The following is a 26,559-nucleotide window of genomic DNA, read 5'->3' on the forward strand; positions in this document are numbered from 1 at the left end:
GCCTCGGCCTCGAGCCGGTGCTGCTGGCGCTCTGCCAACGGGGCCAGCGCCATGCCGAGGCGCGCAACGAAGCCGGCGATATCGCCGACTGCATCGTCAGGCCGCGCCGCGCGACGGCGCAGCGCATCTTTTCAGACGCGGATAGGACGCTGTAACACTTTGAATTGCTGCGGTCGCGGCCTGAGTCCTTTTAAGATCAGGCCTTGCCGGCCTTCACGTCGAGCACGCGGTTGGCGGCCGAGACGATCGCTTCCAGCGATGCCGCGACGATGTTGGTATTGATGCCGGCGCCGAAGAGTTTGCCGCCGGGATAGGAGGTCTCGACATAGGAGATCGCCGCCGCGTTCGAGCCATGCTGGAGCGAATGCTCGGAATAGTCCTCGACCGACATCTCAATGCCGAGATAATGCGACAGCGCGTTGATGAAGCCGTCGATCGGACCGTTACCGCGCCCTTCGATGCGCTTGATCTCCCCATTGTCGGTAATCTCGGCTGCGACGATCCGCTGACCTTTGTGCTCGGTGTCGGGATAGGTGTGATGGTCGACGAAGCGCAGGCGCCCTTCCGGCTGCGTCACGTAGCGCTCGATGAAGCGGTCGTAGATGCGCCGGGACGGAAGCTCCTTGCCCTCTACGTCGGTGATGCGCTGGATATCCTCGCGGAATTCCACCTGCAGGTTACGCGGCAGGTTCAGCCCGTAATCCTGCTGCAGGATATAGGCGATGCCGCCCTTGCCGGACTGAGAGTTGATGCGGATGATCGCCTCGTAGGAACGACCGACATCGCGCGGATCGATCGGCAGGTACGGAACCTCCCACACCGGATGATTGGCGACCTGTGCTGCCTTCATACCCTTGTTGATCGCATCCTGATGCGAGCCGGAGAAAGCGGTATAGACCAGTTCGCCGACGTAGGGATGACGCTCGCCGATCGCCATCTGGTTCGAATATTCGAACACTTCCTTGATGCGCTCGATATTCGAGCAGTCGATCTCGGGATCGACGCCTTGCGTGAACATGTTCAGCGCCATCGTCACCATGTCGACATTGCCCGTGCGCTCGCCATTGCCGAACAGCGTGCCTTCGACGCGGTCGGCACCTGCCAGCAGAGCCAATTCGGCAGCGGCAATGCCGGTGCCGCGGTCGTTATGCGGATGCAGCGAAACGATCAGGTTCTCGCGATTGTCGAGGTTGCGACACATCCATTCGATCTGGTCGGCGTAGACGTTCGGCGTCGCCATCTCGACGGTGGATGGCAGGTTGATGATCAGCTTGTTATCGGGCGTCGGCTTGACGACCTCGATGACGGCGTTGCAGATCTCCAGCGCCACATCGAGTTCCGTGCCGGTAAAGCTCTCCGGCGAATATTCGAAACGGTAACCGCCGCCGGCCTTCGTGGCCATATCGGTGATCATCTTGGCGGCATCGACGGCGATCTGCTTGATGCCCTGCACATCCTTGGCGAAGACGACGCGGCGCTGCAACTCGCTGGTGGAGTTGTAGAAGTGCACGATCGGCCGATTTGCGCCTTCCAGTGCTTCGAAGGTGCGGGTAATGAGTTCCGGGCGGCACTGCACCAATACCTGCAGGGAGACGTCGTCGGGCACATTGCCCTCCTCCACACACCAGCGGGCGAAGTCGAAATCGGTCTGCGAGGCCGAGGGGAAACCGATCTCGATTTCCTTGAAGCCCATCTCGATCAGCAAATGGAACATCCGCGCCTTGCGATCGTGTCCCATCGGGTCGACGAGCGCCTGGTTGCCGTCGCGCAGGTCGACCGAGCACCAGACCGGTGCCTTGGTAATGGTCTTCGTCGGCCATGTGCGGTCAGGAATGTTCACCTGCGGATAGGCCCGGTATTTCACCGCGGCGTCAGGCATGCCTTTTGCGGAGCTCGTTCCGCTCTTGGAGGCCATCTTATTTTCGGAGGATTGCGTCTTTGCGTCCATCGTATCGTCTCCTCGTCCCGGCATTTGCCCGCTCTTAGCCGATCAGGTCGGGCTTGGCGATAAACAAATGCGGACCTCGTCGGTCGTTAGGTCAATTTTGAAAATGAGTCGCGAGGAGCGATGGCCGGGCGGGCTTTCGGCCGCCGGGCGCTCCTCAAAGGACCCGGCAACCGCGTGTAAGGCCGAGGAGAAGAAGCGAGGTCAGGGCGCGCGAGACGTCACGCAGGGCGATGCGGCCGCGTACAATCGTCTCAGAAATTCTGGCGCCAGTGGTCTTCATGACCGCGCTTATAACCTCGGGCAGTAAGACTGGCAAGTCCTTGCCCGGCTTTTGGTCGCCGCCAACGATCGACGAACTGTCCTTATTGCCGGCGGAGCTGCTTGCAAGCGCCAGGATCCGGCATTTGGGGAGCACAACGACCTTCCGTTACCTCGACTGAGCTCGGTCTTTCCAAATCTTCACCAGCCGCGACAGCGCCAGCATCAGCCCACCCGCGATCAGGCCCCAGAAGGCGCCGGAAATGCCGCCGAAGGAAACCCCGGATGCGGTGACGAGGAAGGTGATTGCCGCCGCCTCACGGGAGGCTGGCGCCTGGAAGGCCGACATCGCCGAGGACGAGAAGGCGCCGACCAGCGCCAGCCCCGCTACCGCCTCGATCAGGATCGAAGGCGCCAGCGCGACGAAGGCCGTCACCGCGCCGGCAAGCAGCCCGAGGATGATATAACCGACGCCGGCGATCAGCGACGCCCAATAGCGCCGCTTCGGGTCGGCATGGGCATCCTGTCCGGCGCACATCGCCGCGGTGATGGCCGCCAGATTGACCGCGTGGCCGCCGAACGGCGCCGACAGCAGCGAGAAGAAGCCGGTGACGGCAAAGAGCGGACCGGGCTTCGGATCGTAGTGGTTGACCTTCAGCACCGCGATACCCGGAATGTTCTGTGAAGCCATGGTGACGATGAAGAGCGGCAGCGCGATCGAGATGAGGCCGGCCAAATTGAACACCGGCCGGACGATTTCCGCCGTTGGCACGAGTGATTGTTCCAGCGAGCCGAGCGCACCGTCGGGGATATCGACGCCGAAGGCGAGCACCAGCGCGAAGGCTGCGAGTGCTGCCGGCACCGCCCAAAGCCGCTTGAAGACGCCGACGACGATCCATGCGACGGCTATCGGCAGGCCGAACAGCGGATTGAAGCCGATCGCCTTCACCGGTGCGAAGCACAGGCCGATGAGCACGCCGGCGAGCATCGCATTGGCGAGTGGTGTCGGAATCGCGGCAACCGCTCGCCCGAGCGGCTTGAACAGTCCCGCAACGATAATCAGTACAGCGCAGATCAGGAATGCCCCGACCGCCGCATTGAAGCCGCCGTCGATCGCCCCGGTGCTTGCCAGCAGTGCGGCACCCGGTGTCGACCAGGCGATGCTGACCGGCAATCGGGTCACGGCACTCAACACGATCGCGCAGATGCCCATCGAAATCGACAATGCCATGAGCCCCGAAGCCGCCTGTACGTCCGTGGCGCCGACCGCCTGTAACCCGTGCAGCACGACGGCGAAGGAGCTGGCAGAACCGACGAAGGCAGTCAGCAGCCCCATGAACAGGGCCTGGACGGAAAAATCTTTGAGCATGGCAGGACTCGCGGGCTGCGGGAATGGCGCATGGAGCATGATGGTTGCCGCAGGCGCAAGTCCGGACTCTGTGCTTTCCGTTCAGACCTTGTCGATAGGAGACCATCTCCGTTCAAGCCTTATCCGAAAACAAAGCGCCCTCGCCTGCCATCGGCAGGCAAGGGCGGGTTCTCGGCAGCTTTGGCTGAGAAAGCTCAGATATCGGCCTGAGACGTCACGATCCGCGAAACGAGGCCATACTCCTTCGCCTCTTCGGCCGAAAGCCAGTAGTCGCGATCCGTATCCTTGGCGATTTTGTCGAGCGGCTGGCCGGTGGCCTCTGCCATGATCCTGTTCAGGCGCTCGTTCATCTTGATGATTTCGCGCGCCTGGATTTCGATGTCGGATGCCATGCCGCGCGTACCGCCGGAGGGCTGATGCAGCAGGAAGCGCGTGTTCGGCAGGCACAGGCGCCGCTCCTTCGGAGTGGCGACATAGATCAGCGCGCCGGCGGAGGCGACCCAACCGGTGCCGATCATCCAGACCTTCGGCTTGATGAACTTGATCATGTCATGGATGGAATCGCCGGATTCGACGTGACCGCCGGGCGAATTGACATAGATGCGAATGTCCTCGTCGCTGGCCGCGGCCAGTGCCACGAGCTGCGAGCAGACCTTCTGCGCCAATTCCTGATTGATCGGCCCGTAGATGAAGATCGAACGCGACTTGAAAAGATTCGCCTCCGTTTCCTTGCCGAGCGGCAGTTCCTTCGTCTTGTCGTCCTGGTCTTCGTCGTTCATTCGAACCTCTTGGAGATGAATTCGGCTTCCCCGCACATAGTGCGACTCAATGCCTAAAACAATGTGGGAAAAACACAAGGCACCGAAGCGATGGAGATATCCTTAAGAAGCCGCGCGCCGTTCTGCAAGCCTTACTGAAATGTAACGGTGAAAGGCTTTGAAAAGCCTGAATCGGTTCCTACCTCAACCTCACGCAGCGATAGCTGCACCGAAAAACCATGGAGCGCTGTACGCGTCCGGTCGGATACGAGAGTGCTCCGGACCAACAGGAGGCAGAACATGTCACCCGAAGAACGCCAATTGCTGACCGCCCTCTTCGACCGTGTGCGCACCGCAGCGGCCCAGCCGCGCGACCGCGACGCTGAGGCCCTGATCGAACAGGCGACACGCGAACAGCCCTCCGCCACCTACTATCTGGCCCAGGCCGTCATCGTTCAGGAAAAGGGGCTGGAGGCGGCGGCCAACCACATCAAGGAACTCGAAGAGCGTGTCCGCCAGCTGGAAGCCGGCGAGAGTGAACACCACCAGGCCGAGCGGGGCGGCGGCTTCCTGAGCTCGATCTTCGGCAACACCCAGACGCAGCAACCGGCACCCGTCCCCTCCAATCCCGGTCCCTGGGGTCAGCAGTCCCGCGCCGATGACGATTCACGCGGCTATGACCGCGATGGCCGCCATCCGCAGCAGCAACAGCCGACCGGCCCCTGGAGCCAGCAGGTCTCGGCGCCGTCGGCCGGCGGCAGCTTCCTGCGCGGTGCGCTCGGCACGGCAGCCGGCGTTGCCGGCGGCATGCTGCTTGCCAATTCGCTGAGCGGGATCTTCGGCAATCACATGTCCTCACTTGGTTGGGGCTCGCCCTTCGGCGCCAACCCCTTTGGCAATGCCAGCGCGCCCACAGAGGAAACCGTCATCAACAATTATTACGGCAATGACGACACCCGCCAGGCGTCCGACAATGCGGCCGATAATAACGACAACGACAATCTGCAGCAGGCCAATTATGACGACGGCGACGACTACACCGACGATTCGTCCAGTGACGACGTTACGGATGTGTGAGGTTTGGCGGTTGGAGACGGGCAGCGGTTGCCGCACCGTATCCCGGCCCTTCGCTTAAGCTCAAGGCGTTCGCCGCTGCAATCGATTCGCTGGATCGATTGCTCGGGCTTTGCCCGACCGCGGCTCACCCACGGCCGCGGTAGGTGGCGACGCCCTGTTCCGGCAGCCACACGCCCTCCGGCGGTGTGCCCGTCTGCCAGAAGACGTCGATCGGAATGCCGCCGCGCGGATACCAGTAGGCACCTATCCTCAGCCACCTCGGATCGAGCAACTCGACGATGCGCTTGGCGATGTAGATCGAGCAATCCTCGTGGAAAGCGCCGTGATTGCGGAAGGAATGCAGGAAGAGCTTCAGCGACTTCGATTCCACCAGCCATTCGCCTGGAATGTAGTCGATGACGATATGGGCGAAATCCGGCTGCCCGGTCATCGGGCAGAGCGAGGTGAATTCCGGCGCGGTGAAGCGCACGACATAATCGGTGCCGGCATGGTTGGACGGCACTTTCTCAAGCACTGCCTCTTCCGGCGATCTTGCGGTTTCGGTTTGCTGACCCAGCATCGACAGGCTGGAAACATCGGTATTCGGCATCATGCCTCCTTGACGACTTTGACGCGGATGCCGTGAGCCTTCTCGCCCTCCGGCTCCACATGAATTGCGATAGTGGCGCCCTCGTGCACCGCCCTGATGGCATCCTCAAGGCGGTCGCATATATCATGCGCCTGCCGAACGGACATCGCTCCTGGCACCACCATGTGAAAATCGATGAAGGTGACTTTACCCGCACGTCGCGTTTTCAGGTCGTGCACGCCGATTGAGCCTTCGGCGTGGGTAGCGATCGCTTGTTTGATCGCCTCCTCCTCCTGCGGCTCGACCGCCTGGTCCATCAGGCCGCCGATCGATAGCGAGATCACCTTCCACCCCTGATAGAGGATATTGACGGCAACAAGGATGGCGAGTATCGGGTCGAAGATCGCATAGCCCGTCGCCAGCGCCAGCAGCAGGCCGACGAGCACGCCGACAGAGGTCACCACATCGGACATGATGTGCTGCCCATCCGCCGCGAGCGCCGCCGAGCGGTGCTGGCGCCCCGTCCGGATCAACAGCCGCGCCCAGATCGCATTGATGACGCCGGCCGCGAAATTGATCGCAAGGCCGAGTACCGGCGCATCGAGCATGCGCGGTTCGGCGAGGAAACCGATCGCTTCGTTGACGATCAGCAGGGCGGCGACGATGATCAGCGCGCCCTCGGTGACGGCAGACAGATATTCGGCTTTGTGATGGCCGAAGGGATGGTCGTGATCGGCCGGCTTCTGCGCGTAGCGGATGACGAAGAAGGCGATGAAGGCGGCGGCGACATTGACCGACGATTCGAGCCCGTCCGACAGCAGCGCCACCGACCCGGTGACCCACCACGCCACCATCTTCAGACCCATGACGCCGAGCGACAGCGGAATCCCCCACATCGCCAGCTTCCGAACCGTAAGATCGCCGTCGTCACTCATATCGTCCCCCTGCGGTTGCGAATGAATTGCAGCTTTTAAGCCGTTGAAACGCAAAACCGCCCACGCGAATGTCGCGCAGGCGGTTCAGTCTAGGGTGATATGGGCGATGACGGAGGATTTGTCAAAGGGGAATGACACGCCGTTCACAAGCGTTGCCGGCCTTACAGCGCCGCGCATCCTTTCGGACGCGTAAAAGACGCCGTAACACTTTGAATTACTGCATAATTTTATCCTCAAATCGATTCCGCTTTAGGGGCTATGCAGTAGCCGGAAAGCAGCGCTCGTCGAACGATCCCCTTTGCTTGGTACTGCGCCGGCTCAAGGAGCCGGGTCGGAAAGGACAGGCTGCGGCCAGCGCAAAAGAGCAGCCTGTCCTGCAGACGTCAGGGCGTAAACACCCTTTTCTATCCGCTCGAACCATCCGTAGACGTTGTCGCGCAGGATCGGGCCGGCATTGGGCACAAGCGCCTTCATATCTCGCGGCCGCTTGAGCCCTCCATCGAGTGCTGAGGCGCAGAGCAACGCCTGCTGGCGATAGGCGGTCATGATCGGCGCCCGCGAGCCGCCACCGACGGCGGGGTCGCCACGGCGGCGCTGATGCTCCCTGACAAGGCGCGAGCGCCGCTTCGGATTGGTGCGCGGCATAGGCGAGACAGAGCTGACGATGATGCTGACCTCGCCGCCATCGGAGACGCCAAGCATGCCGATACCAAGTCGCCGGCAGAGGTCGCGGTATCGTTTATCGGCCTCCCGCCCTCGGCCTTTGGCAGAAACGCGGGCCGCGACCCAGACTTCATCACTCATCGCCGCGCGGTCAACCGCCTGGAGAAGCAATTCGAGATTGAAGGAGAGTTTCAGTTCGCAGACCACCACGACCGGCGGCTCGGCGCCGCTCAAGCCGACGAGATCGCATCCGCCGACCTCGCCCTTCACGACATAACCAGCCGCCTCCAGGAAAGCTTTGACCGGCAGGTAGAGCGACGTCTCCATGGTAAAAACGGCGCCTCAGGCGGCGTTGAGATCGGCAATCTCGCCATATCGTGCAAGCAATCGCGGCGACGACATGTCGCCGGTTTCTTCATCGACGATCACGGCATAGGCCGCCACGCCGACGAAACGCTCAGCCATCGCCGAGGCGATCTTTTCCGCACTGACGGAGTTCGATGCCTGGCGCATTTCGCCGGGCACGAGATTGCCGCGGTTCTTGCGGTAAGGGAGAACGATGAACTTTTCAGCATTGGCCACGGCGACAGGTTCCGATTGATCGTTCCTGAAATGTTCTGATTTGCCGGAAGAAGTCAAGTCGCGGCCCGGCGGCCTGACGCCTGGCCCTTCCCATAGTAGGAAGGGCCAGGCGAAATTGCCGTCACGCAGCCTTCGTCTTCACCCTGCGCGCCAGATGCGCCACGACATTTTCGATCATCCGCATTCCCGCATCGCCACCGAGCGTCATGATCGACTCCGGATGGAACTGCACTGCGGCGATCGGTTCCTTGGCGTGTTCGATACCCATGATCGTGCCGTCGTCGCTTTCCGCCGTGATGATGAACTCGCGCGGCAGCGTCGAGGGATCGGCGAAGATCGAGTGGTAGCGGCCGACCGTCACCTCCTTGGCAAGGCCGGAGAAGACGATGCCAGGCTCCAGCACGCGGATGCGCGAGGGCTTGCCGTGCATCGGCAGCGCCAGATGGCGCAGTTCCCCGCCATAGGCTTCGGCGAGCGCCTGCAGGCCGAGGCAGACGCCGAAGATTGGCAGGTTGCGCGCCCGCGCCTTCTTGATCGTCGCCTTGCAATCGAAATCCTTGGGCGTTCCAGGTCCTGGCGACAGCACGACGAGGTCCGGGTTCAGCCGGTCGAAGATTTCCTCCGGAACGGGCGTGCGCACGGTCGAAACCGTCGCCCCCGTCTGGCGGAAATAATTGGCGAGTGTGTGGACGAAGCTGTCTTCGTGATCGACGAGCAGGATGCTGACGCCCTTGCCGACGCTCGCGACGTCGCGCTGGATCCTGCCGGAATTGCCGGTCTTGGCGTCTCGGATGGCGGAAAGCATGGCGGAGGCCTTCAGTTCTGTTTCGGCTTCTTCTTCCTCAGGAATGGAATCGTTGAGCAGCGTCGCACCGGCGCGCACCTCGGCGATACCATCCTTGATGCGCACGGTGCGCAGCGTCAGGCCGGTGTTCATGTCGCCGTTGAAGCCGACCATGCCGATCGCCCCGCCATACCAGGCACGCGGGCTCTTTTCATGGCTCTCGATGAAGCGCATCGCCCAGAGCTTCGGGGCGCCGGTGACAGTGACCGCCCAGGCGTGGCTGAGGAAACCGTCGAAGGCGTCCATGTCGTCGCGCAGCCGCCCTTCGATATGGTCGACCGTGTGGATGAGGCGCGAGTACATCTCGATCTGCCGGCGGCCGATGACCTTGACCGAACCCGGCTCGCAGACGCGGCTTTTGTCGTTGCGGTCGACATCAGAGCACATGGTAAGCTCGGACTCGTCCTTCTTCGAATTCAGGAGCTTCAGAATCTGCTCGCTGTCGGCGATCGGATCGTCGCCGCGCTTGATCGTGCCCGAAATCGGACAGGTTTCGATGCGACGGCCGGAAACGCGCACGAACATTTCAGGTGAGGCGCCGACCAGATATTCCTGATGGCCGAGATTGATAAAAAAGGAATAGGGCGACGGATTGATCGCCTTCAGCCGCTTGGAAATGTCGGACGGCCTGCTGTCGCAGCGCTCCATGAATTTCTGCCCGGGCACGACTTCGAAGAGGTCGCCCTTGCGGAAACTTTCCTTCGCCTTGGTGACGAGCTCGGCATATTCGCCCGGCCGGTGATCGCTCTTCGGCGGAATGGCATCCGTGTGTTTGAAGGGCTCCGCCGCGATATCTTGGGCCTTGCCCTCGGTCGACACGCCGCCTTTTTCGAAGTCGTAACGGTCGACCCAGGCCTTGGCGGCGTAGTTGTCCACGACAAGGATCTCGTCCGGCAGATAGAGCACCATGTCGCGCTGGTCTGAGGGCCGCGTCAGCTTCAGATCGATCGCATCGAACTGGAAGGCGATGTCGTATCCGAAGGCGCCGTAGAGCCCGAGGCTCGCATCCGCCTGCGAATAGAACAGGTCGGTGACGGCGCGCAGCACGGTGAAGACCGTCGGCATCTTCGAGCGCTCTTCCTCGGTAAACACCCGGTCCGGCGTCTTGACGGTCAGGTCGAGGCGACGGGCGGAGGACACGCCGAGCACGATGTCGGACACCGTCTTCAGCCGCTCGGTCACGAAGCCGAGGATCACTTCGCCGCGTTCATTATAGGCTTCGATCCAGACGTCACGCCCGAAGGAGGAGATGCCGAGCGGCGGATCGACGACGGCAGTATCCCAGCGCGTATAGCGGCCCGGATATTCGTAGTTCGACGAAAACACCGCACCGCGGCGCTCGTCGAGCTTGTCGACATAGGAAGAGACCGCATCGCCGTAGGGGATCGCCCGCCGCTGCCGCGTGACGGATATGCCGCCCTTGGTCTCGTAGATTTCCGCACCATCATCCCGCAGGATCGTTACCATTGTTCCACTCCGTTATCGGGGCCCGGACGACAGGCGGCCATAAAACAAAAAAAGCCGCCTCGAAGTTTCGGGCGGCTCACTCGTCGTCTTTGAACACGATTGGTCGAGGCCGCCTTAGCGAACCCACCACCAAACTGCAATGTTCAAGGACTTGATCATGGAGAAAATTGTTAGCCTGAGATCAGCCATTGCGCAAGAGGCGAATGCGGGAATGAAAAGGGCGACCCGAAAGCCGCCCATCCCCAGCCCTGGAAGCGTGATCGCGATCAGAAGGTCTTGGTCAGCGACACCTTGAACGTACGACCCGGCTCCGAATACCACTCCCGCGGCTGGGACGCCGTCGCCGAGCTCAGGTTGACATCGCGCACGGCGAGCGCGTTGAAATATTCCTGGTCGAAGATGTTGTAGACGCCTGCCTGCACGCGCAGGCCCGGCATTTGGTCCGGCGTCCACCAGCCGGTCAGGTCGACGATTGCGTAGCCGGGCGCATCGAAGGTTGTGTCGGCGGTGTTGGTGACGGGTGTCTTGAGATGGTCGGTGAGCATGCCGGCCGAAAGCGTAGAAGAAAGATCGAAGCCGAAAGTCTCATTGCTCCAACCGCCGCCGACGATCGCCTTGAATGGCGCCACCGAGCGCAGGCGCTGGGCGGTATCCTCGTTCTTGCCATAGGCATAGACAAGTGACGCATGCAGATTGATGCCGTTGTTGAACGTCTTGACGGCGCTGGCTTCAATACCGGAGATCGTGGCCGCTGACACATTCGCGTAGTTGAACGTCGTGAAGCCGGTCGCATCGATGCTCGTCACCGTCTCGATAAAGTTCTGGTAGCGGGTGTGGAAAGCCGCGACCCGACCAGTAAAATCGCCCGTGTCAAAATTGGCGCCGATTTCGACGCCGCGGCCGATTTCGGGTTCAAGATCGGGATTGCCGAGCTGGGCGTAGCGGCCCGTCGGGTTGTAGAAGCGGCTGTAGAGTTCGTCCACGGTAGGTGCGCGGAAGCCGACTGCCAGCTGCATGTAGAGCTGCACGTCAGGCGTCAGGTCGTATGTCGCAAGAATCTTCGGTGACAGGCCGGCTTCCGTTCGGTCGTTCAGGTCCCCGAAACGGGTAAGCCCGGTATTGCTTGCGAAACTCCCGCCGGTTGAGGGATTGTAGTTGAACCAGTCAAAGCGGAAGCCGGGTGTCAGCGCGAAGCCGGTATTGCCGATTTCGATCTTGTCTTCGAAGCTCAACCCAAGGTTCTGACTGTCGACATCGGGCACTTCCGCCTGGTTGTTCAGCGAGGGGCAGGTCGTCGGTGTGGGGCAAAGTGCCCAGCCATACTGGCTCCAGCTGGAAACGCCGACATCGAGGCCAACGCGAACGGAGTGGCTGAGACCGGAATATTCGAAATCCTTCGTCGCCGTGCCGCTGAAGCCCCAGGTTTCGTTTTCGATCTCGTTGTTACGGCCATAAGCCACATTCGCTGCCGTACGGCCCTTGCTGCCGGATTCCTTCTTCAAATCCAGCCAATAGAGCGTGGCTCGCGCACTGCTGAAGAATGCGTCGGAAGACTGGGCCTCATAATCATAATCGAGCGATACGCGATCGCGGTCACGCAGTTCGCGACCGTCGTAGTTGCCGATCATATAGGTGCGTCCGGTGCCTTGCTGTTCACGCAGGTCGGTCTGCAGGTCGCGACGGAAACGCTCGGCCGTCAGGCCGATGCGGTGCCCGCCTTCCATCTCCTGACGCAGTTTGAAGAGCAGATTGTGTTGATCGAAATCAGCCGGATCTGCCTCGGTGCGGAAACGACCGTAGCTGTCATTGTCGCCCATGTTGTCGCGTTCATGGCCCTTGCGGTAACCGCCCTGAAACAAGATCGACGTGCCGCCGATCTTCTTGGCTGCGGCGGCCGAACCGGAAATGCTGCGGTCTTCACTGTCATAGGTCGACTTGACGATCGCGCCCCAGTCGCGGCCTTCAGGGATAAGATCCTCCGGCTCCAGCGTATTGAGGACGATGGCGCCGCCGAGCATACCGGAACCGCCCTTGCTCGAATCTGCCCCGCGCACGATATCGAGCGAGGACAGCGAATCGAAATCGAAGGTGTCGCCGCCGCCGTTGGCGTTGCTGAGGGCGAAAGCACCCTGGCGCGCGCTGTTCGAAATATAAGGGATCGGAATGCCGTCAATGGTAGTCAGGATGCGCGCGCCGGAAAGGCCGCGCAGGTTGAAGCCTGCGTCACCACGCGAATAATTTACGCCTGCATCGACGCTGCGGCCGATATCGTCAAAATTGGTGACCTGCTTTTCTGCCATCTGCTTGGCGGTGATCTCGGTCGCCAGCGGCGTGTCGGCGACGCTGCCCGGCGCCACGCGTTTGCCCTTGACGACGATCTTCTCCAGGACGGTGCTGTCATCCGTCGCGGCTTGCGGCGTGGCTGCCGGAGCGCTTTGCGCAAAAGACTGCGAAACAGGAAGAACAACTGTGGCTGCCGTGCAGACCAATAGAACCGAGCGCCAATGCCGGACGATCATAACCTACCCTCTAATGATGATTACCGGGCTGGCTGGTCGTGGCGTGTCGCACGCTCGAGGGGCTGGCTAGGCTTTTGCGGATGAAGGCGGAGCAGAATTCCGCCTTCTTTTCGCGCTTAAAAAACATGATTAATATTGTCAACATAAGTTGACCGCCTTATGTTGAATATATCAATCACGTTTTAGCGATCTTCAAGGACGTTGCACAATTGCAACGAAAAACGCCCTCATGCGTTGTCTTCGGCCACGGACACGAGGAATCGGACGCGTTGAGAAAACTTTCGATATTAGCGATCCTTTTCGCCGCTAGCGCCTTTCTTGCCGGCGCCCGCCTGCCCCCGCAAGGCCCGATGCCCGAACCTCGGCCAGATGCCGGACAGGCGACCAACCCCACTTCCCCGTCCTCGGAAAAGGCGGAACCGCCCGCGCCCGAAGAGGTCCCGGCCCCTCAGCCGAAACCCGATCTAGAGGATCCGGAGGCACCGGTGCCGAGCCAGCCGCCAGCGCAGGCCGCACCGTCAAAGCCTGGGCCGACAGAGCAGATGCAAGGTCCGCCACGACCGCCCGGCAGCCCTGAAGAAGGTAAGCCGCCCGGCGAGCAGACACTGGAAGAGCAACACCTGACGATCGAGCCCGAAAGCGATGCCGAGCATGCCGAATGCACGGCTGCGCTTCAGGCCCTGGGTGTGGTCTTCAAGGAAGCGCCGCGCATCGACGACGGCAATGGCTGCGGCATCGACAAGCCGATCATCGTCTCCGAAGCCCTGCCCGGCATCAAGCTGAAGCCGGAGGCGACGATCCGCTGTCCGGCAGCGCTTGCCCTTGCCCGCTGGATGAAAGACAGCGTCATCCCGGCGGCCTCCGCCGCCCTGCCGGAGCAGGGCCGCATCACCACCGTCAACCAGGCAACGGCCTATATGTGCCGCCTGCGCAACGGCGCTGGAACCGGCAAGATCTCCGAACATGCCCGCGGCAACGCCATCGACATTGCGAGCTTCCATTTCGAAAAGGGCGAGGATGTTGCCGTCCGCTCCCGCCGCGAGGATCCGACGCTGACCGGCGCCTTCCAGCGCACCGTCAGCGCCGCCGGCTGCCTCTATTTCACCACCGTCCTCGACCCCGAAAGCGACGCCGCCCATGAGACGCATTTCCATCTCGACGTGATCGAGAGGAAGGGTGGCTATCGCTATTGCCACTAATCATCCCGGTAGGCCGTCGCCGGATCAGAACAGACCTTCGATATAACCCTGATCGTTCAGGAAAATCCGCTCCGCCGACGGCGATTTCGGCAGGCCGGGCATTGTCATGATCTCGCCGGTGATGGCGACAACGAAGCCCGCTCCCGCGGAAAGCCGCACCTCCCGCACGGTGACGATGTGGCCTTCCGGCGCGCCACGCAGGTTTGGATCGGTGGAGAAGGAATATTGCGTCTTCGCCATGCAGATCGGCAGCTTGCCGTAGCCCTGTTCCTCCCATGTCTGCAACTGGTCGCGCACCGCCTTGTCGGCCGTCACCTCGCCCGCATGGTAGATCTTCGAGGCGACGATCTCGATCTTTTCGAACAGCGAAAGATCATCGCCGTAAAGCGGCTGGAATTTCGCCTGCCCGGATTCTGCCAGTTCCACCACCTTGTGCGCCAGGTCCTCGATGCCGGCCGAACCCAGCGCCCAGTGACGGCAGAGGATTGCCTCGGCGCCAAGTCTCGAGACAAATTCCTTGACTGCCGCGATCTCAGCCTCGGTATCCGAGACGAAATGGTTGATCGCCACGACGACGGGCACGCCGAACCGGCGCACATTGGCGACGTGCCGGCCAAGATTGGCGCAGCCCTTTTTCAGCGCCACGACATCCTCGGAGCCGAGATCTTCCTTCTTCACCCCGCCATTCATTTTCAGCGCCCGGACGGTCGCGACGATGACCGCCGCATCCGGCTTCAGCCCTGCCTTGCGGCACTTGATGTCGAAGAATTTCTCAGCCCCGAGATCGGCACCGAAGCCCGCTTCCGTCACCACATAATCGCCGAGCTTCAGCGCCGTCTTGGTCGCAGTCACCGAGTTGCAGCCATGGGCGATGTTGGCGAAGGGGCCGCCATGCACGAAGGCCGGATTGTTCTCCAGCGTCTGCACCAGGTTCGGCTGCATCGCATCTTTCAAGAGCACCGCCATGGCGCCGTCGGCCTTCAGGTCGCGCGCATGCACCGGTGTCCGGTCGAAACGATAGCCGATGATGATGTCGCCGAGCCGCCGCTCCAGATCCTTGAGATCGGTGGCAAGGCAGAGGATCGCCATCACCTCGGAGGCGACTGTGATGTCGAACCCACCCTGGCGCGGGAAGCCGTTGGCGACGCCGCCGAGCGAGGAGACCATGCTTCTGAGTGCCCGGTCGTTCATGTCCATCACCCGCCGCCAGGTGATGCGGCGGATGTCGATATTCTCTTCGTTGCCCCAGTAGATGTGATTGTCGATCATCGCCGCCAGCAGATTGTGTGCCGAGGTGACCGCATGGAAGTCGCCGGTGAAATGCAGGTTGATGTCTTCCATCGGCACGACCTGCGCGTAACCGCCGCCGGCCGCCCCGCCCTTGACGCCGAAGCAGGGGCCGAGAGAGGCCTCGCGGATGCAGACGACGGCTTTCTTGCCGATCCGGTTCAGGCCGTCGCCGAGCCCGACGGTGGTCGTCGTCTTGCCCTCGCCCGCCGGTGTCGGATTGATTGCGGTGACGAGGATCAGCTTGCCGTCCTTCTTGCCCGCTTGGGCGGCGATGAACTCGGCGCTGACCTTTGCCTTGTCGTGACCATAGGGAACGAGCTGCTCGACCGGAATGCCGAGTTTCGCCCCGATCTCGAAGATCGGCTTTTTGGCCGCGGCGCGCGCGATTTCGATATCGGATTTGATGGATGGCATGGATGTTCCCCCGTCCGACATCCGCGGGCGCGGAGCCGTTGTTTTTCTCTTGATCGAGATAGCGAAATATCGGCGGGGTGTGAATAGTGCTGCGCCTTGCGTCAGTTAAGGATTAGCGGGCGGCACGGGCGCCTTCGGAGCTTGACCAAGCGGCAGCCGGACGCGAAACGCTGAGCTGTGCCTGTTCCGCATTCCGATATCAATTTAGCGAAGCAGCAGCAGGAGCGATCTCTGCTTCAGCTTTTCTGGGGCATCGAAGACTTTGCTTGGCATCAGGTCCACACAAGCGATAGCCGGGTTCGTCACCATAAGGGATGATACCATTGATGAGGCCAAGCTCGAGCGCCTGAGAACGAGGCATGGTTTTTTGCTCGATCGATGTCACAAGCATCATCGTCTCGAATGTCGCGGAACTGACACCCATCTCGTCGAAATAGGCGAAGAATTTTGGATATTCAGCCGTCGTGGGTCTGGCGAGGCCGATATCGGAATATCCGACAAGCCGCGGCGTTCCGCTGATCAAGACCAGAGCACAGGTCGAAAGGCAGTATGCGCCGCCGGCAGAGACCTCGCCCTTGGTCGGGCCGCTTTTTGCCATGCTCGCCTTGCAACGCGGATCCAGCGTCGGGCAGTTCGGCAACCGCGTTCTGCCAATCGAGGTCTCCAGGCCAGCAGCCCGGATCATACGCCCCATCGCGAAAGCCGCATCCATGTCCCCGCCATTAGACTGAAGGACGACCGGCAGCTTTCTTTCGCCAAGCGTTTTCAAGATTGCCTTGAACTGAGCCGGTGTCTCCGGCGTGATGTCTCCTTCCGCAGAAATCCACTGTGTGCATTCGTCCTGGCAATTGCCGTCATACAGCAGCAGAAAATCCATCGGCCGATTTTCCGCCGGAGTCTCGCTGGTTATCGCCGCCGCATCCTGCGCCCGCCCCTCGGTCGCCGGACGGCGGTGACAAACAGCCTCAGCCGCCGCATCCAACGCGCAAAGCGGCATGCCGGGCCATTCGTTATACGCCAGCACGTCCGTTGCGAGACCCATTCGAAGTGCGTCTTCGGGCGGTACGACATTGATTTTGTCAGGTGTGGCACTCATCATCACACCGATGAGATCGGCACTGACGCCCATTTCTTTCAGATAGACTGTCAGGGCAGCGGTTGCCTTCTTTCCAAGTTTGGTCGAACTGCTTTGCCCCGCTGACTTGCGTCCAACCTCCTTGCGGGAAATTTCCGTCTTCTTGCCGTTCACGATCTTGTATTCGATGCGATAGGAAACGCGCACCTTGCTATAGATGGTCGTGATCTGGTGGACGCCGATGAAAGCCCATTGCGGCGCCGCACGCACAGTCCCGCCGGCGAACACCAGTGGACAAGCGGAAAAGCAGTATGCACCATAGGAATAGGCGTCGCCAAGCGAGGGCCCGTCCTTCGCGACAGCAGCATCGCAACGCATATCTTCCGCCGGGCAATCCTTCAACCGGGTGCCGCCGACCGCTGTTTCCAGCCCGGCCTTGCGGATCATTCGGCCCATTGCATAGGCCGCGTCTACTTCGCCACCCTCCGAAAGCAGGACAATAGGCAATTTCCGATCGCCGATCTTCTTCAGAATTTTTCGGAGCTGGGCCGGCGTATCGGAGGTTATGCGTCCCTCTGCCGATATCCATTCCGGACAGTCTTCCATGCAGAGGAGACTGCGCACGAGGATGAAGCGCATCGGCGGCTGCCCTGCCTGCTTCTTCTGCCCGGCGGCCTGCGAGGTTGCCGCTCCTATCGGCAGGGTTAGAAATAATAAAACGAGTAATATCAGGGAAAATAGGGACTTCACTGAAAAAGAAATCGCAGAACGCACGGTTGAATTGCCTCAATTATACATGGTAAGACGCTTAGCAATTGCATTGATCGCCAGCAAGCCGGTTTTCGACAAGTGTTGCCGCCAGGCTCTTCCAAGGTGATTCTCTTCCTACATCACTGCGCGAAACCCATGACGGATGCGCATGGAGGAAATCAAAGATACCACAACGCTATATCCGCAAGTCGAAACTCAACTAAAGCGCGATCTGCTGTCAATAATTTTACACAATATGAGTAAATCGGCCGACGTTAAGTCAATTGGGACTAGCATCCGGCCGCCTTTCCATGTTTGATAGCGTTAACATTGAGGCTGGCGGGGCGCACAAATGTCTTACATGACTACCTCTGAAAGACAGTCATTGCTTTCGGCAGAGCTTGCGACCGCTCGAACCCGCAGCCTGTTTGCGCACGCGCTCGGCAGAGTGTCCACAGCCTTCGGATTGTCGCATGCGACGCTGATGCACGCTCCTTCCCCCGAAGATCTTCTCTTAAAACCCCTGCTGATCGAGAGCTCGCTTCCGGCCGCCTATATCAGGGATTTCGACCACGCCCACATGATGCGCGGCTGCCCTTTCGGCCTAAGGCTGAGGCAGTCCGTTGTGCCGCCGGCCTGGCATCTCAACGACGCTGTCAATGGCCAGGCCTTTCCCGCCGAACTTCGTGCCCTGATGCTGCGCCATGCCATACCGGCGGGTGTTGCCATGCCGACCATTGCAGCCGACGGCCAGCGCCTGGTCTTTTGGTTCTGCGGCGACCGCGCCGCACTCGGCCAGAGCGAGATCAATGAGCTGGCAATGATCATTCTCCATGCACTCGATGCATACAATGCAGTCAAGCGCAACGAGGAATGCGCGCATAACGCGCTATCGACCAGAGAACTAGAAGTTGTACGCTGGACTGCTCAGGGCAAGACCTCGATCGAAATCGGCCAGATCCTGACGCTCTCGGATCATACGGTGAACGCCTATATGACGAACGCGATCAAAAAACTCGATTGCGTCAACCGCACCCAGTTGGTAGCTAAGGCAATTCGATTGAAGCTGATCAACTGAGGAATCGGAAGAGAGTCGGCACGTCGTCCCGTGATCTGGGGGAATCGTGCCTGTTCACTTCGAACAGCCCGTCACTAACAAGACAGAGCAATCCCGCGCTCAAATCGGCATCACCGATGCTGAAGTTGTCCAGATGCTTGCTGCCTATCGTCTTTTCGGCTTCTGGCGCATCGATATCGAGACAGGACATTTCTTTGCAAGCGAGGACGTCCACGCGATCTTCGACCTCCCCTACAGCGACGGCCCTATCAACCTGACAGGCTAACGTCACGTTTCCACGAGGACGATCGCAGCCTGATCGCCCAAACCTTCGAAGACGCGAGCCTTGACGGCGTCGGCTTCCATTTCGTCTATCGCGTCGACAACCGGCTTGGCGGCCACAAGATGGTGCGCAGCGTCGGTCGCTTCCGCGACGATGAAATCGGCGGCGGCATCGTCGGCATCACCTATGAATTCGTCGGGAAACTGCGTGTCGTCGACTTGGGCGGCGCTCTAGGGTGTTATTACAGAAATGCCCACGAAGCCCCATTATCCCTTTATTCCGGCGGAGAGCATGATGGCGCGCGTGACCTGCTTCTGAAAGAGGAGGTAGAGTATGGCGACGGGAAGACCGGCCAATACCGCCGCAGCCATGTCCTTGGCAAAGCGCACGCCGAAGACGTCCTTCACCTGGGTGATGCCGACGGGAATGGTGATTGTGGCGTCCGAAGTCGCGACCAGGAACGGCCATAGGAAATTGTTCCATGCCGCGATAAAGGTCGTGATACCAAGCGCGATGATCACGCCCCAGTTCATCGGCACATAGATCTTCCATAACGTTCGCAAATGGCCCGCATTGTCGAGCATCGCCGCCTCGCGGAATTCCTTCGGGATCTGGTCGAAGAACTGTTTGAGGATGATAATGACCGATGGCACCACGAGTTGCGGCATGATGATGCCGCCCCAGCTATTGATCAGCCCGAATGAGTTCATCAGCACGAAATGGTTGATGATAAGCGCCTCCGCCGGGACCATCACCGAGGCAATCAGCGCGCCGTAGATCAGGCGGCGGCCGGGAAAGTGAATTTGGCTCAAGGCATAGGCACAGCAGACGCTGGCTGCCAGCACCACCAACGCAATGATCGTCGATGTGCCGACCGAGTTGATATACCATTGCACGATACTGGAGCGGTCGATCACGTAGAGATAGGGCTCGATCGTCGGTTCTTTAGGTAACAACCCGGATGCTGGGCTCGCCACCTCAGTGTCGGATTTCAGCGAAGTCACGATCGCCCAGTAAAGCGGGAAGAACCAGATCAGCGCCCCGAGCACGGCCAGAGCAGTCAGCGCGCGGCCGCTCCAATTGCTTGCGGCAATGCTACCGTTCGTCCGCGCCAGAGCCGCTTGTTGATCGGTTGCCAGAACGCTCATTTTTCACCTCGCGCCCGCAGGAACTGATATTGGAAAACGGAGGCAATCAGGATGATGATGAACAGTATGGTAGCGACGGCGGCACCTTCTCCACCCTTGTTCTGCTTGAAGGCGAGGTCGTAGATGACGGTCATGACCACGGATTGCGCGTCAGCCGGCGTGTGGGCGAAATAGCCGAGCAGATACGGCTGCGAAAAAATCTTGAACTGCGCAATCAGCTGCAGCGTCAGCACCAACGCTGTCACCGGCCAGATCAGCGGCCAGGTTATCTTTGAGAACACCCGCCAGCGGCTGGCATTGTCGAGCGCCGCCGCTTCGTAGATGTCGGACGAAATGCTGCGCAAGGCGGCAAGAAACAGAAGAATGTTGAAACCGATCGTCCACCAGATCGTGACGACGGCGACGGAGGGCATGAAATAGGTCGGCGAACGCAGCACCGGCAGCGGGCGGCCGCCGGTAAACAGGCCGATGACATTCTGGATGACGCCATATTGCATGTTTGCGATCCAGATCCAGATCTGGGTCACCACCGATACCGGCAGAATGGAAGGCAGAAAAAAGCACGCCAGGACCAACATCTGTATGCGCCCGGTCAGACGATTGACCCCCATGGCAACGAACAGCGCCAGAGACGTGCCGGGAATGACGGTCAGAACGATGAAGTACAGCGTGTTCAGAAGCGCCTTCTGAAATTGAGGCGAATAGAGTTGGCGCGCGTAATTGTCGAGGCCGACCCACTCGCCGGGACCGATCAGCGGCGCATTGGTGAAGCTCATCGCCACCATGCGCCACGTCGGATAGGCAAAGATCACCAGAAACGCGATGACGGCCGGTGCGACCAGCAGCGCTGCAATCAGGCTGTCCTGCTTCTTGTTGCTGACTGCAGCCATCTATCACCTGCCTCGGTTATGCGATCCCGGGCCAGGAACTGCCCCGGGGACTGTTGAAGGAAAACGTCACTGAGAGTTCATATGATCGCGGAACGTCTCCAGTGTCTCCTTCAGATCGCCGTCGCCGTTCAGCGGTCCGGACGCCATGTTCTGCCAGTCGTCGTCGAACTTGGACGCAGCGCCGGTGAGCGGCGTCTTCGGCATATAGAAGGCGTTGAGCGCCATGGCGGCATAGTCCGCTTGCGGCTTGAGCGCCTTATAGGCGTCAGACGTGCTGACCGGCAAATAAGCCGGGATATGGCCGGCGCCGGCCCATTCCAGTGAGTTCACATTCATCCATCTGATGACTTCGAGAACTGCGGCACGCTTTTCCGGCGTCATGGTCACGCCGACATTGTTGGGCATGACAAACGAGTGCGAGTCCGCCCAGTTGGCAGGCTTGCCCATCCAGGCGGGAATGTTCACCATGCCGTAATCGAAGCCGCTGCCCTTGGCCACTTCGGTTTCCATGGTCGGCAGCTCCCAGTTGCCGTTCAAGAAGAAGGCGGATTGTCCGGCCAGGAAGGTCGGAGTGATGGTTTCAGGGTCGATATAGGGCTGCGCCCAGCCTTGCTTCACCCAATTGGTGATCTCGCCATAGGCCTTTTGCATCTTGTCGAAATTGTCGCCCTGCAGGAATTTGCCATCGGTGGTCAATTGACCGCCCAATTGGCCGAACAAAGTATAGATGTCGCGCAAATCGCCGCTGGACGACGCGATGACGACGCCGTTCTTGCCGGCTTCCTTGGCCTTGGCCAACAGCGCCCGCCAGCCTTCCAGCGTATCGATGCCGGTCGGCTTGCCGTCCTTGCCCAATGCTCCAAGTTCCTTCAGTACATTCTTGTTGTAGTAGAGCACCTCGCCGTGCACGTCGAACGGTACGGCGTAGCGCATATTGTCGACCGTCGAGGCGGCGATTGCATTCGGCGGATAGTCGCTGTCCTTCAAACCGACAGCCTGAAGCTCCTTCGGATCGATTGGCGACACGGTCTTGGCCGAAACCGCACCGGCCAGGCGCGACAGGTGGTAGGTGGCGATGTCAGGTCCCTGGCCGACAGCAGTTGATGTCTGCAGCTTGGTGTAATAAGGGATGCCCCATTCGAGGGTGGTGCCCTTGATTTGGATCTTGTCCTTATGTTCGTCGTTGAAGCGCTGAATCAGCGCCTTCATTCGCACGCCGTCGCCTCCCGACAAAAAGTCCCACCAAACGACATTTTCGGCTGCAAATGCCGGGAAGGCAATCATGACGGCGAACGCCGCAATCGATGTTTTCAACAGGTTACGCATTCTCACTCCTCCAGAATGATCGGTTTTCCTGCCGGGACCTCCTTCGGAGGGCGGCCTTGCTGTCTCGCGCCGCAGCCTAGCCGGCCGCGTGATAACCTTTGCCCATTTCATCAAACAGCATCGCCGTCGCTCCTTCGACGGCAAACGCGATTTCGGAACCACCACGGGCCGTGGTGATTGGGGCGTCAACGCCGACGACCTGCGTCCCGTCGGCGAGTTCGGCGTGGACCAGAGAGCGGTCGCCCATCTGCTGCACTGTGACGACTTTGCCCCTTAGCGTGCCGTGCGGCGAGACCGTCAGGCTCTCCGGCCGCAAGCCAAGCGTGAGGTTGGCACCAGGCAAACTGTCGAACGGAACCGAGGTTTGCAGCCCGACGCCGCCGCCGGTTGTGACAATCGCGCCGTCCAGACCGCTCTCAATCCGTGCCGCCGGCAGGAAGTTCATCGGCGGCGAGCCGACGAACTGGGCAACGTAGCGTGTGCTTGGGCGGGCATAAATATCCATGGGCGCGCCGACCTGCTCGATCCTTCCTTTGTTCAGAAGGACAATCCGGGTCGCCAGCGTCATTGCCTCGATCTGATCATGGGTTACGAAAACCATCGTGGCGCCAAGACGATCATGCAGCTGCGACAGTTCGAAACGGGTGCGTGTACGCAGGCCGGCGTCCAGGTTCGACAGGGGTTCGTCAAAGAGGAAAACTTTTGGCTCACGCACGATGGCGCGGCCAATCGCAACGCGTTGGCGCTGGCCGCCGGACAGATGCGCCGGCTTGCGGTCGAGGAGATGGTCCATCTCCAGCATCCTGGCCGCCGTCGCAATGCGGGTTGCGATCTCGGCTTTCGGCGTACCGACATTGGCCAGTCCAAAGGCAAGATTTTCTCGCACGCTCATATGCGGATAGAGCGCATAGGACTGGAACACCATGGATACGTCACGCTGGCCGGGGGCAAGCTGGTCGACACGGCGCCCGCCGATCCAGATTTCGCCGCCCGAAACCGTCTCCAGCCCGGCGATCATGCGCAGAAGGGTAGACTTGCCACAGCCGGAAGCGCCCAGGAAGACGATGAACTCGCCGCTGTCTATCCCGAGCGAGATGTCGTTGAGCACTTCCACCGCCCCAAAACTCTTGGAAACGTTGCGGATGGTCACGCCTGCATCTGTCTTGGCCACCTAAACCTCCTCCCGGTCATGTGCGGCGGTTCAATTCTGAAAACGGCCTATCCCGCGGCGGCCATCTCGATGATGCAATCGAGTAAGGTCGCCGCGACCGGATCGGCCCCAGGGGGTTCGCGCATCAGGCCGAAGGTCGTAGCCACGATACGACCTGAGCCGACCCGCCGTTCGGCAATGGTCGCGCAGGGCTTGTGAATCCAACCCGCCATCGTGCCGGCATGGACCAGCCCGTCGAAATGGATCGGTCGGAAGCCGGTGATGACGCGGTTGGGGTTGACGCCGACAAAGGATAGGTCGGTGAGCGGGCCGCCCGGCAGACGTTCAAATACCCCGGAACGCTTCACCCAGCTGAAGCCGGTGACCCAGTTGCCCTTCCAGATGGTGCCGTTGCGTTCGGTGACGCGCATCTGCGGCATGGGCTGCCCGCGATCGCCTCCGCTCGGATAATTCCAGTTTGGCTGGTCGTTGCGCAGATTGCCAAACGACAGGGGCGCAACATCGGCCAGCGACACGTAATGGGCGCCATGCTCCATGGCATCGATATCGGCCTGGCTCAATGTCGACACAACCCGCACATGCGCCTTGTCGGCGTTTACGACCTCATAACCAAGGGAGGTCAGATATTGCGCGATCTCGGGCTCTGCGGACGAAACCGAAAGCACAGGCTTGGACCGACGGGCATAGACGCTGATATCGAGGCTGTTGCGCGCCAACTCCTTATCGCCGGTGGTCAGCGTGAACTGGACACTGACCTGAGTGCCGGCTTTTTCTGCGGCGAAGGATAGTTCAATTGCCGGCAGGCGGCACACTGACGTCGCATCCACCGCTTCGACCGCCATCTTGCCGGCGGCTGCGCCATCGACACTCCAGCCCAGTTCGGTCGCTGGCAGCGCCTTGCCGCCCGTCGAAATTTCGAGCTCGATGCTGGCAGCGTCGCCTGTCCAGGCCGCATAGCGCTGCATGCGCGGCACGATGACCACGTCGGTGTTAATCTCGTGGAAACGGTTGTGATAGGCGCGCGTATTACGCTCCATGTCCATGAGGCCATTGGCTTCCCAGTGCAGATCGGTCAGCTCGGTGATGACATAGCCCTGGATCGAGGCATGGCGGCGCATTTCTTCGATCTCGAACTTGAGGGCATTGAACTGATGCCATTGCGTGTCCTCGATGAAGGAGTCGAAGGACGGAAAGACCTTGTCGAACTGAAAGGTGCGGAAGCGCTGCTCGACACCATGCGGATAGGTCGCACCTTCGCTGTCCCACTCCAGCCCGTTGATGAACCAGAACGGCTCCTTGCCGTCCTGCAGCAGCTTGTCTGGATGCGGCAGGCCCCAGACGCCGAACTCGGAGACGACGAGCGGCTCGTCGCCGCGCCGTTTTGCATCGCCGTTCGGCGAATAGGACCAGTCGGGCCGCTTGGCAAAGGCCGAAACCCAATCGGCCCACTCGCGTGCCATTTCCGGAACCGAGGCGTAATAGTGGTAATCGTCGATGTCGGAGACGACATGGAAGTTTGGAATGCAGGCGGAATTGTCCACCACCAGCCGTGTGGGGTCCTTCTTTTTCAGCCAATGGTAGGCGTTGTCCAGCCAGCTCCGCTGATCGGCGCTTTCGACAAGACGCGTCCCCCAGTCTTCGTTGATGATGGTCCAGATCACGATAGAGGGATGGTTGCCGTCGCGGCGCAGGATCCCTTCGATCGTATCGAGCAGGCGCTGCGCCGACTTCTCGGTGAACGTCTGGACGTTGGGGATTTCCGTCCAGACCAGCAGGCCAAAGCGGTCCGCTACATCATAGTAGCGCGGATCGGGAACCTTGATATGGCAGCGCAGGAGGTTGAGGCCGAGCTCCTTCGATTTACGCGCCTGGTCTTCCAGAAATTCCAACGACGGCGGGGTGTAGATGCCCTCGGGATAGTAATCCTGATCCAGCGCGCCGCGCATATAGAATGGCTGGCCGTTCAGGAAAAACTTTCCGTCTCGCGCTTCAAACATCCGAAAGCCGAAATCCTGGACGTCGGCATCGATGACGACGTCGTCCTGACGCAGTTCGACGACAGCCCGGTAAAGCGCGGGATCATCGAGCGACCAGGCCTCCACCTTGGCGACCTTGAGCGCGACCGAGGCGTGTGCCGCGCCGCTGAGAGCAAGCTCGGCGGACGCCGCCACTGCGCCATTGCGGTCGAGAAGCCTAATGTTCAACGCACCAGTGAAGGCCGCGGCCAGTTCGACATCAACCGTCACGCCGCCGGTGGAGAGGTCGGCGCGAATGCCCTGGTGAGCGATATGCGCCTCAGAGCGGCACTCAAGCCAGACCGACTGCCAGATGCCGCCCAACATACCGTACCAGCTCTGCTTGCCGTGCGGGATTTCATCGAATGGAAAGGCGGGGAAAGCCTGTCCGTCAGAACTCGGCAGCGTGACCCGTACGTCAAGACGCATTTCACCGCCCAGCAGATCGGCGGGGATGACAAATTCAAACGGCAGATAGCCGCCTTCGTGAGAGCCAAGGCGCCTGCCATTGACCGATACTTCGGCGAAATAGTTCACCGCGCCGAAATGCACGATCACCTGACGACCTTGCCACTTCTGCGGCACGGTAAGCTTGCGCGAATAAGTTGCGACGCCCGCAGCGGCGCGTAGATTCGGAAAGTGCGCCTGCCAAGGAGCGGGCACGGCAATCGTCGCGGGCTCGTGTCCCTCCAGCCGAAAGTCCCAGGTCCCATCAAGAGACAGGCGCGCACGCGGCCCGGAATGGGTGTCGGCGAAACGGCGGGAGGCGATGGTCATGAGCCGCAAGCTTTCCAGTTGGATGCAGTCACAAAATAAGTTACAGACAGGTTTCGTAACTTAAAAATGTAACCCCCGCAAGCCCGCCGCTTCACATTGTCCGTTAGATTTTCTAACGTGCATGCCAACTGTCCGAGAGAGAAACTGCGTGAACGACAAAATAACGAAACGACCGA

The 26,559-nt window shown here is 60.5% G+C and carries 19 protein-coding genes and 2 pseudogenes; 5 read left to right on the forward strand and 16 right to left on the reverse strand.

The features are described from left to right. Window positions 1–2 precede the first annotated feature (2 nt). Window positions 3–155: pseudogene (locus N2600_RS15770) on the forward strand (winged helix-turn-helix transcriptional regulator); the annotation flags it as partial. A gap of 41 nt (window positions 156–196) precedes the next feature. Here the strand turns inward: N2600_RS15770 and leuA are convergent. From leuA to N2600_RS15785, 3 genes are all read right to left on the reverse strand, one after another. Continuing rightward, window positions 197–1,948: a 2-isopropylmalate synthase gene (leuA, locus tag N2600_RS15775; RefSeq protein ID WP_260296746.1), complete on the reverse strand. Its 1,752-nt coding sequence runs from the start codon at window positions 1,946–1,948 to the stop codon at window positions 197–199. A gap of 427 nt (window positions 1,949–2,375) precedes the next feature. Then, entirely contained in the window at window positions 2,376–3,575 is a 1,200-nt protein-coding gene (locus N2600_RS15780; protein ID WP_260109162.1) for a benzoate/H(+) symporter BenE family transporter, read from the reverse strand. A 194-nt stretch (window positions 3,576–3,769) separates the two neighbouring features. Next, window positions 3,770–4,354 carry an ATP-dependent Clp protease proteolytic subunit gene (locus N2600_RS15785; protein ID WP_017965367.1) on the reverse strand — a complete coding sequence of 195 codons (585 nt, stop codon included), beginning with the start codon at window positions 4,352–4,354 and terminating at the stop codon, window positions 3,770–3,772. A 279-nt stretch (window positions 4,355–4,633) separates the two neighbouring features. On the opposite strand from N2600_RS15785, the gene N2600_RS15790 reads away from it, so the two are divergent. Then, entirely contained in the window at window positions 4,634–5,410 is a 777-nt protein-coding gene (locus N2600_RS15790) for a DUF2076 domain-containing protein (protein ID WP_260296747.1), read from the forward strand. Between the two features lie 124 nt (window positions 5,411–5,534). On the opposite strand, the gene queF is transcribed toward N2600_RS15790, so the two are convergent. From queF to N2600_RS15820, 6 genes are all read right to left on the reverse strand, one after another. After that, complete coding sequence (gene queF / locus N2600_RS15795; protein ID WP_170281354.1) at window positions 5,535–5,999, reverse strand: preQ(1) synthase; 465 nt, start codon at window positions 5,997–5,999, stop codon at window positions 5,535–5,537. Next, the gene (gene emfA / locus N2600_RS15800) at window positions 5,999–6,913 is read right to left on the reverse strand and encodes a CDF family cation efflux transporter EmfA (RefSeq protein ID WP_260296752.1); all 915 of its coding nucleotides are present in this window, start codon (window positions 6,911–6,913) and stop codon (window positions 5,999–6,001) included. The genes queF and emfA overlap by 1 nt, the downstream gene beginning before the upstream one ends. 318 nt (window positions 6,914–7,231) lie before the next feature. Beyond that, a complete protein-coding gene (locus N2600_RS15805) occupies window positions 7,232–7,903 on the reverse strand; it encodes a DUF2161 domain-containing phosphodiesterase (protein WP_260296754.1) in 672 nt (223 codons plus the stop codon). Between the two features lie 15 nt (window positions 7,904–7,918). After that, on the reverse strand, window positions 7,919–8,158 hold the full coding sequence (locus N2600_RS15810) for a hypothetical protein (RefSeq protein WP_003561395.1): 240 nt from the start codon (window positions 8,156–8,158) through the stop codon (window positions 7,919–7,921). Window positions 8,159–8,279: 121 nt separating this feature from the next. Then, on the reverse strand, window positions 8,280–10,469 hold the full coding sequence (locus N2600_RS15815; RefSeq protein ID WP_260109165.1) for an anthranilate synthase: 2,190 nt from the start codon (window positions 10,467–10,469) through the stop codon (window positions 8,280–8,282). A gap of 266 nt (window positions 10,470–10,735) precedes the next feature. Further along, entirely contained in the window at window positions 10,736–12,988 is a 2,253-nt protein-coding gene (locus N2600_RS15820) for a TonB-dependent hemoglobin/transferrin/lactoferrin family receptor (protein ID WP_260109166.1), read from the reverse strand. Between the two features lie 209 nt (window positions 12,989–13,197). On the opposite strand from N2600_RS15820, the gene N2600_RS15825 reads away from it, so the two are divergent. Next, window positions 13,198–14,187 carry an extensin-like domain-containing protein gene (locus tag N2600_RS15825; RefSeq protein WP_260109167.1) on the forward strand — a complete coding sequence of 330 codons (990 nt, stop codon included), beginning with the start codon at window positions 13,198–13,200 and terminating at the stop codon, window positions 14,185–14,187. Window positions 14,188–14,211: 24 nt separating this feature from the next. Here the strand turns inward: N2600_RS15825 and N2600_RS15830 are convergent, their stop codons facing one another. Beyond that, window positions 14,212–15,891 carry a formate--tetrahydrofolate ligase gene (locus N2600_RS15830; RefSeq protein ID WP_260296755.1) on the reverse strand — a complete coding sequence of 560 codons (1,680 nt, stop codon included), beginning with the start codon at window positions 15,889–15,891 and terminating at the stop codon, window positions 14,212–14,214. Window positions 15,892–16,090: 199 nt separating this feature from the next. Beyond that, window positions 16,091–17,740: a COG3904 family protein gene (locus tag N2600_RS15835; protein ID WP_260109168.1), complete on the reverse strand. Its 1,650-nt coding sequence runs from the start codon at window positions 17,738–17,740 to the stop codon at window positions 16,091–16,093. A gap of 328 nt (window positions 17,741–18,068) precedes the next feature. Between N2600_RS15835 and N2600_RS15840 the strand changes: the two genes are divergently transcribed. After that, window positions 18,069–18,794 carry a helix-turn-helix transcriptional regulator gene (locus tag N2600_RS15840; RefSeq protein WP_260109169.1) on the forward strand — a complete coding sequence of 242 codons (726 nt, stop codon included), beginning with the start codon at window positions 18,069–18,071 and terminating at the stop codon, window positions 18,792–18,794. 46 nt (window positions 18,795–18,840) lie between these two features. Continuing rightward, window positions 18,841–19,271, forward strand: a pseudogene (locus tag N2600_RS15845) (diguanylate cyclase); the annotation flags it as partial. Between the two features lie 51 nt (window positions 19,272–19,322). Here N2600_RS15845 and N2600_RS15850 read toward each other — a convergent pair. The 5 genes from N2600_RS15850 to N2600_RS15870 form a co-directional block, all read right to left on the reverse strand. Next, window positions 19,323–20,105 (reverse strand): carbohydrate ABC transporter permease, encoded by a 783-nt coding sequence (locus tag N2600_RS15850; protein WP_050561851.1) that lies wholly within the window; start codon window positions 20,103–20,105, stop codon window positions 19,323–19,325. Between the two features lie 95 nt (window positions 20,106–20,200). Beyond that, window positions 20,201–21,094, reverse strand: a complete 894-nt coding sequence (locus tag N2600_RS15855; protein ID WP_260296756.1) for a carbohydrate ABC transporter permease — start codon at window positions 21,092–21,094, stop codon at window positions 20,201–20,203. A 66-nt stretch (window positions 21,095–21,160) separates the two neighbouring features. Then, the gene (locus N2600_RS15860) at window positions 21,161–22,420 is read right to left on the reverse strand and encodes a hypothetical protein (protein ID WP_260109170.1); all 1,260 of its coding nucleotides are present in this window, start codon (window positions 22,418–22,420) and stop codon (window positions 21,161–21,163) included. Between the two features lie 76 nt (window positions 22,421–22,496). Beyond that, complete coding sequence (locus N2600_RS15865) at window positions 22,497–23,591, reverse strand: ABC transporter ATP-binding protein (RefSeq protein ID WP_260296757.1); 1,095 nt, start codon at window positions 23,589–23,591, stop codon at window positions 22,497–22,499. A gap of 47 nt (window positions 23,592–23,638) precedes the next feature. Beyond that, complete coding sequence (locus N2600_RS15870; RefSeq protein WP_260296758.1) at window positions 23,639–26,383, reverse strand: glycoside hydrolase family 2 protein; 2,745 nt, start codon at window positions 26,381–26,383, stop codon at window positions 23,639–23,641. Window positions 26,384–26,559: the final 176 nt, after the last annotated feature.

This window comes from Rhizobium sp. WSM1274 (genome assembly GCF_025200775.1).
GTDB classification, from domain to species: Bacteria; Pseudomonadota; Alphaproteobacteria; order Rhizobiales; family Rhizobiaceae; genus Rhizobium; species Rhizobium leguminosarum_I.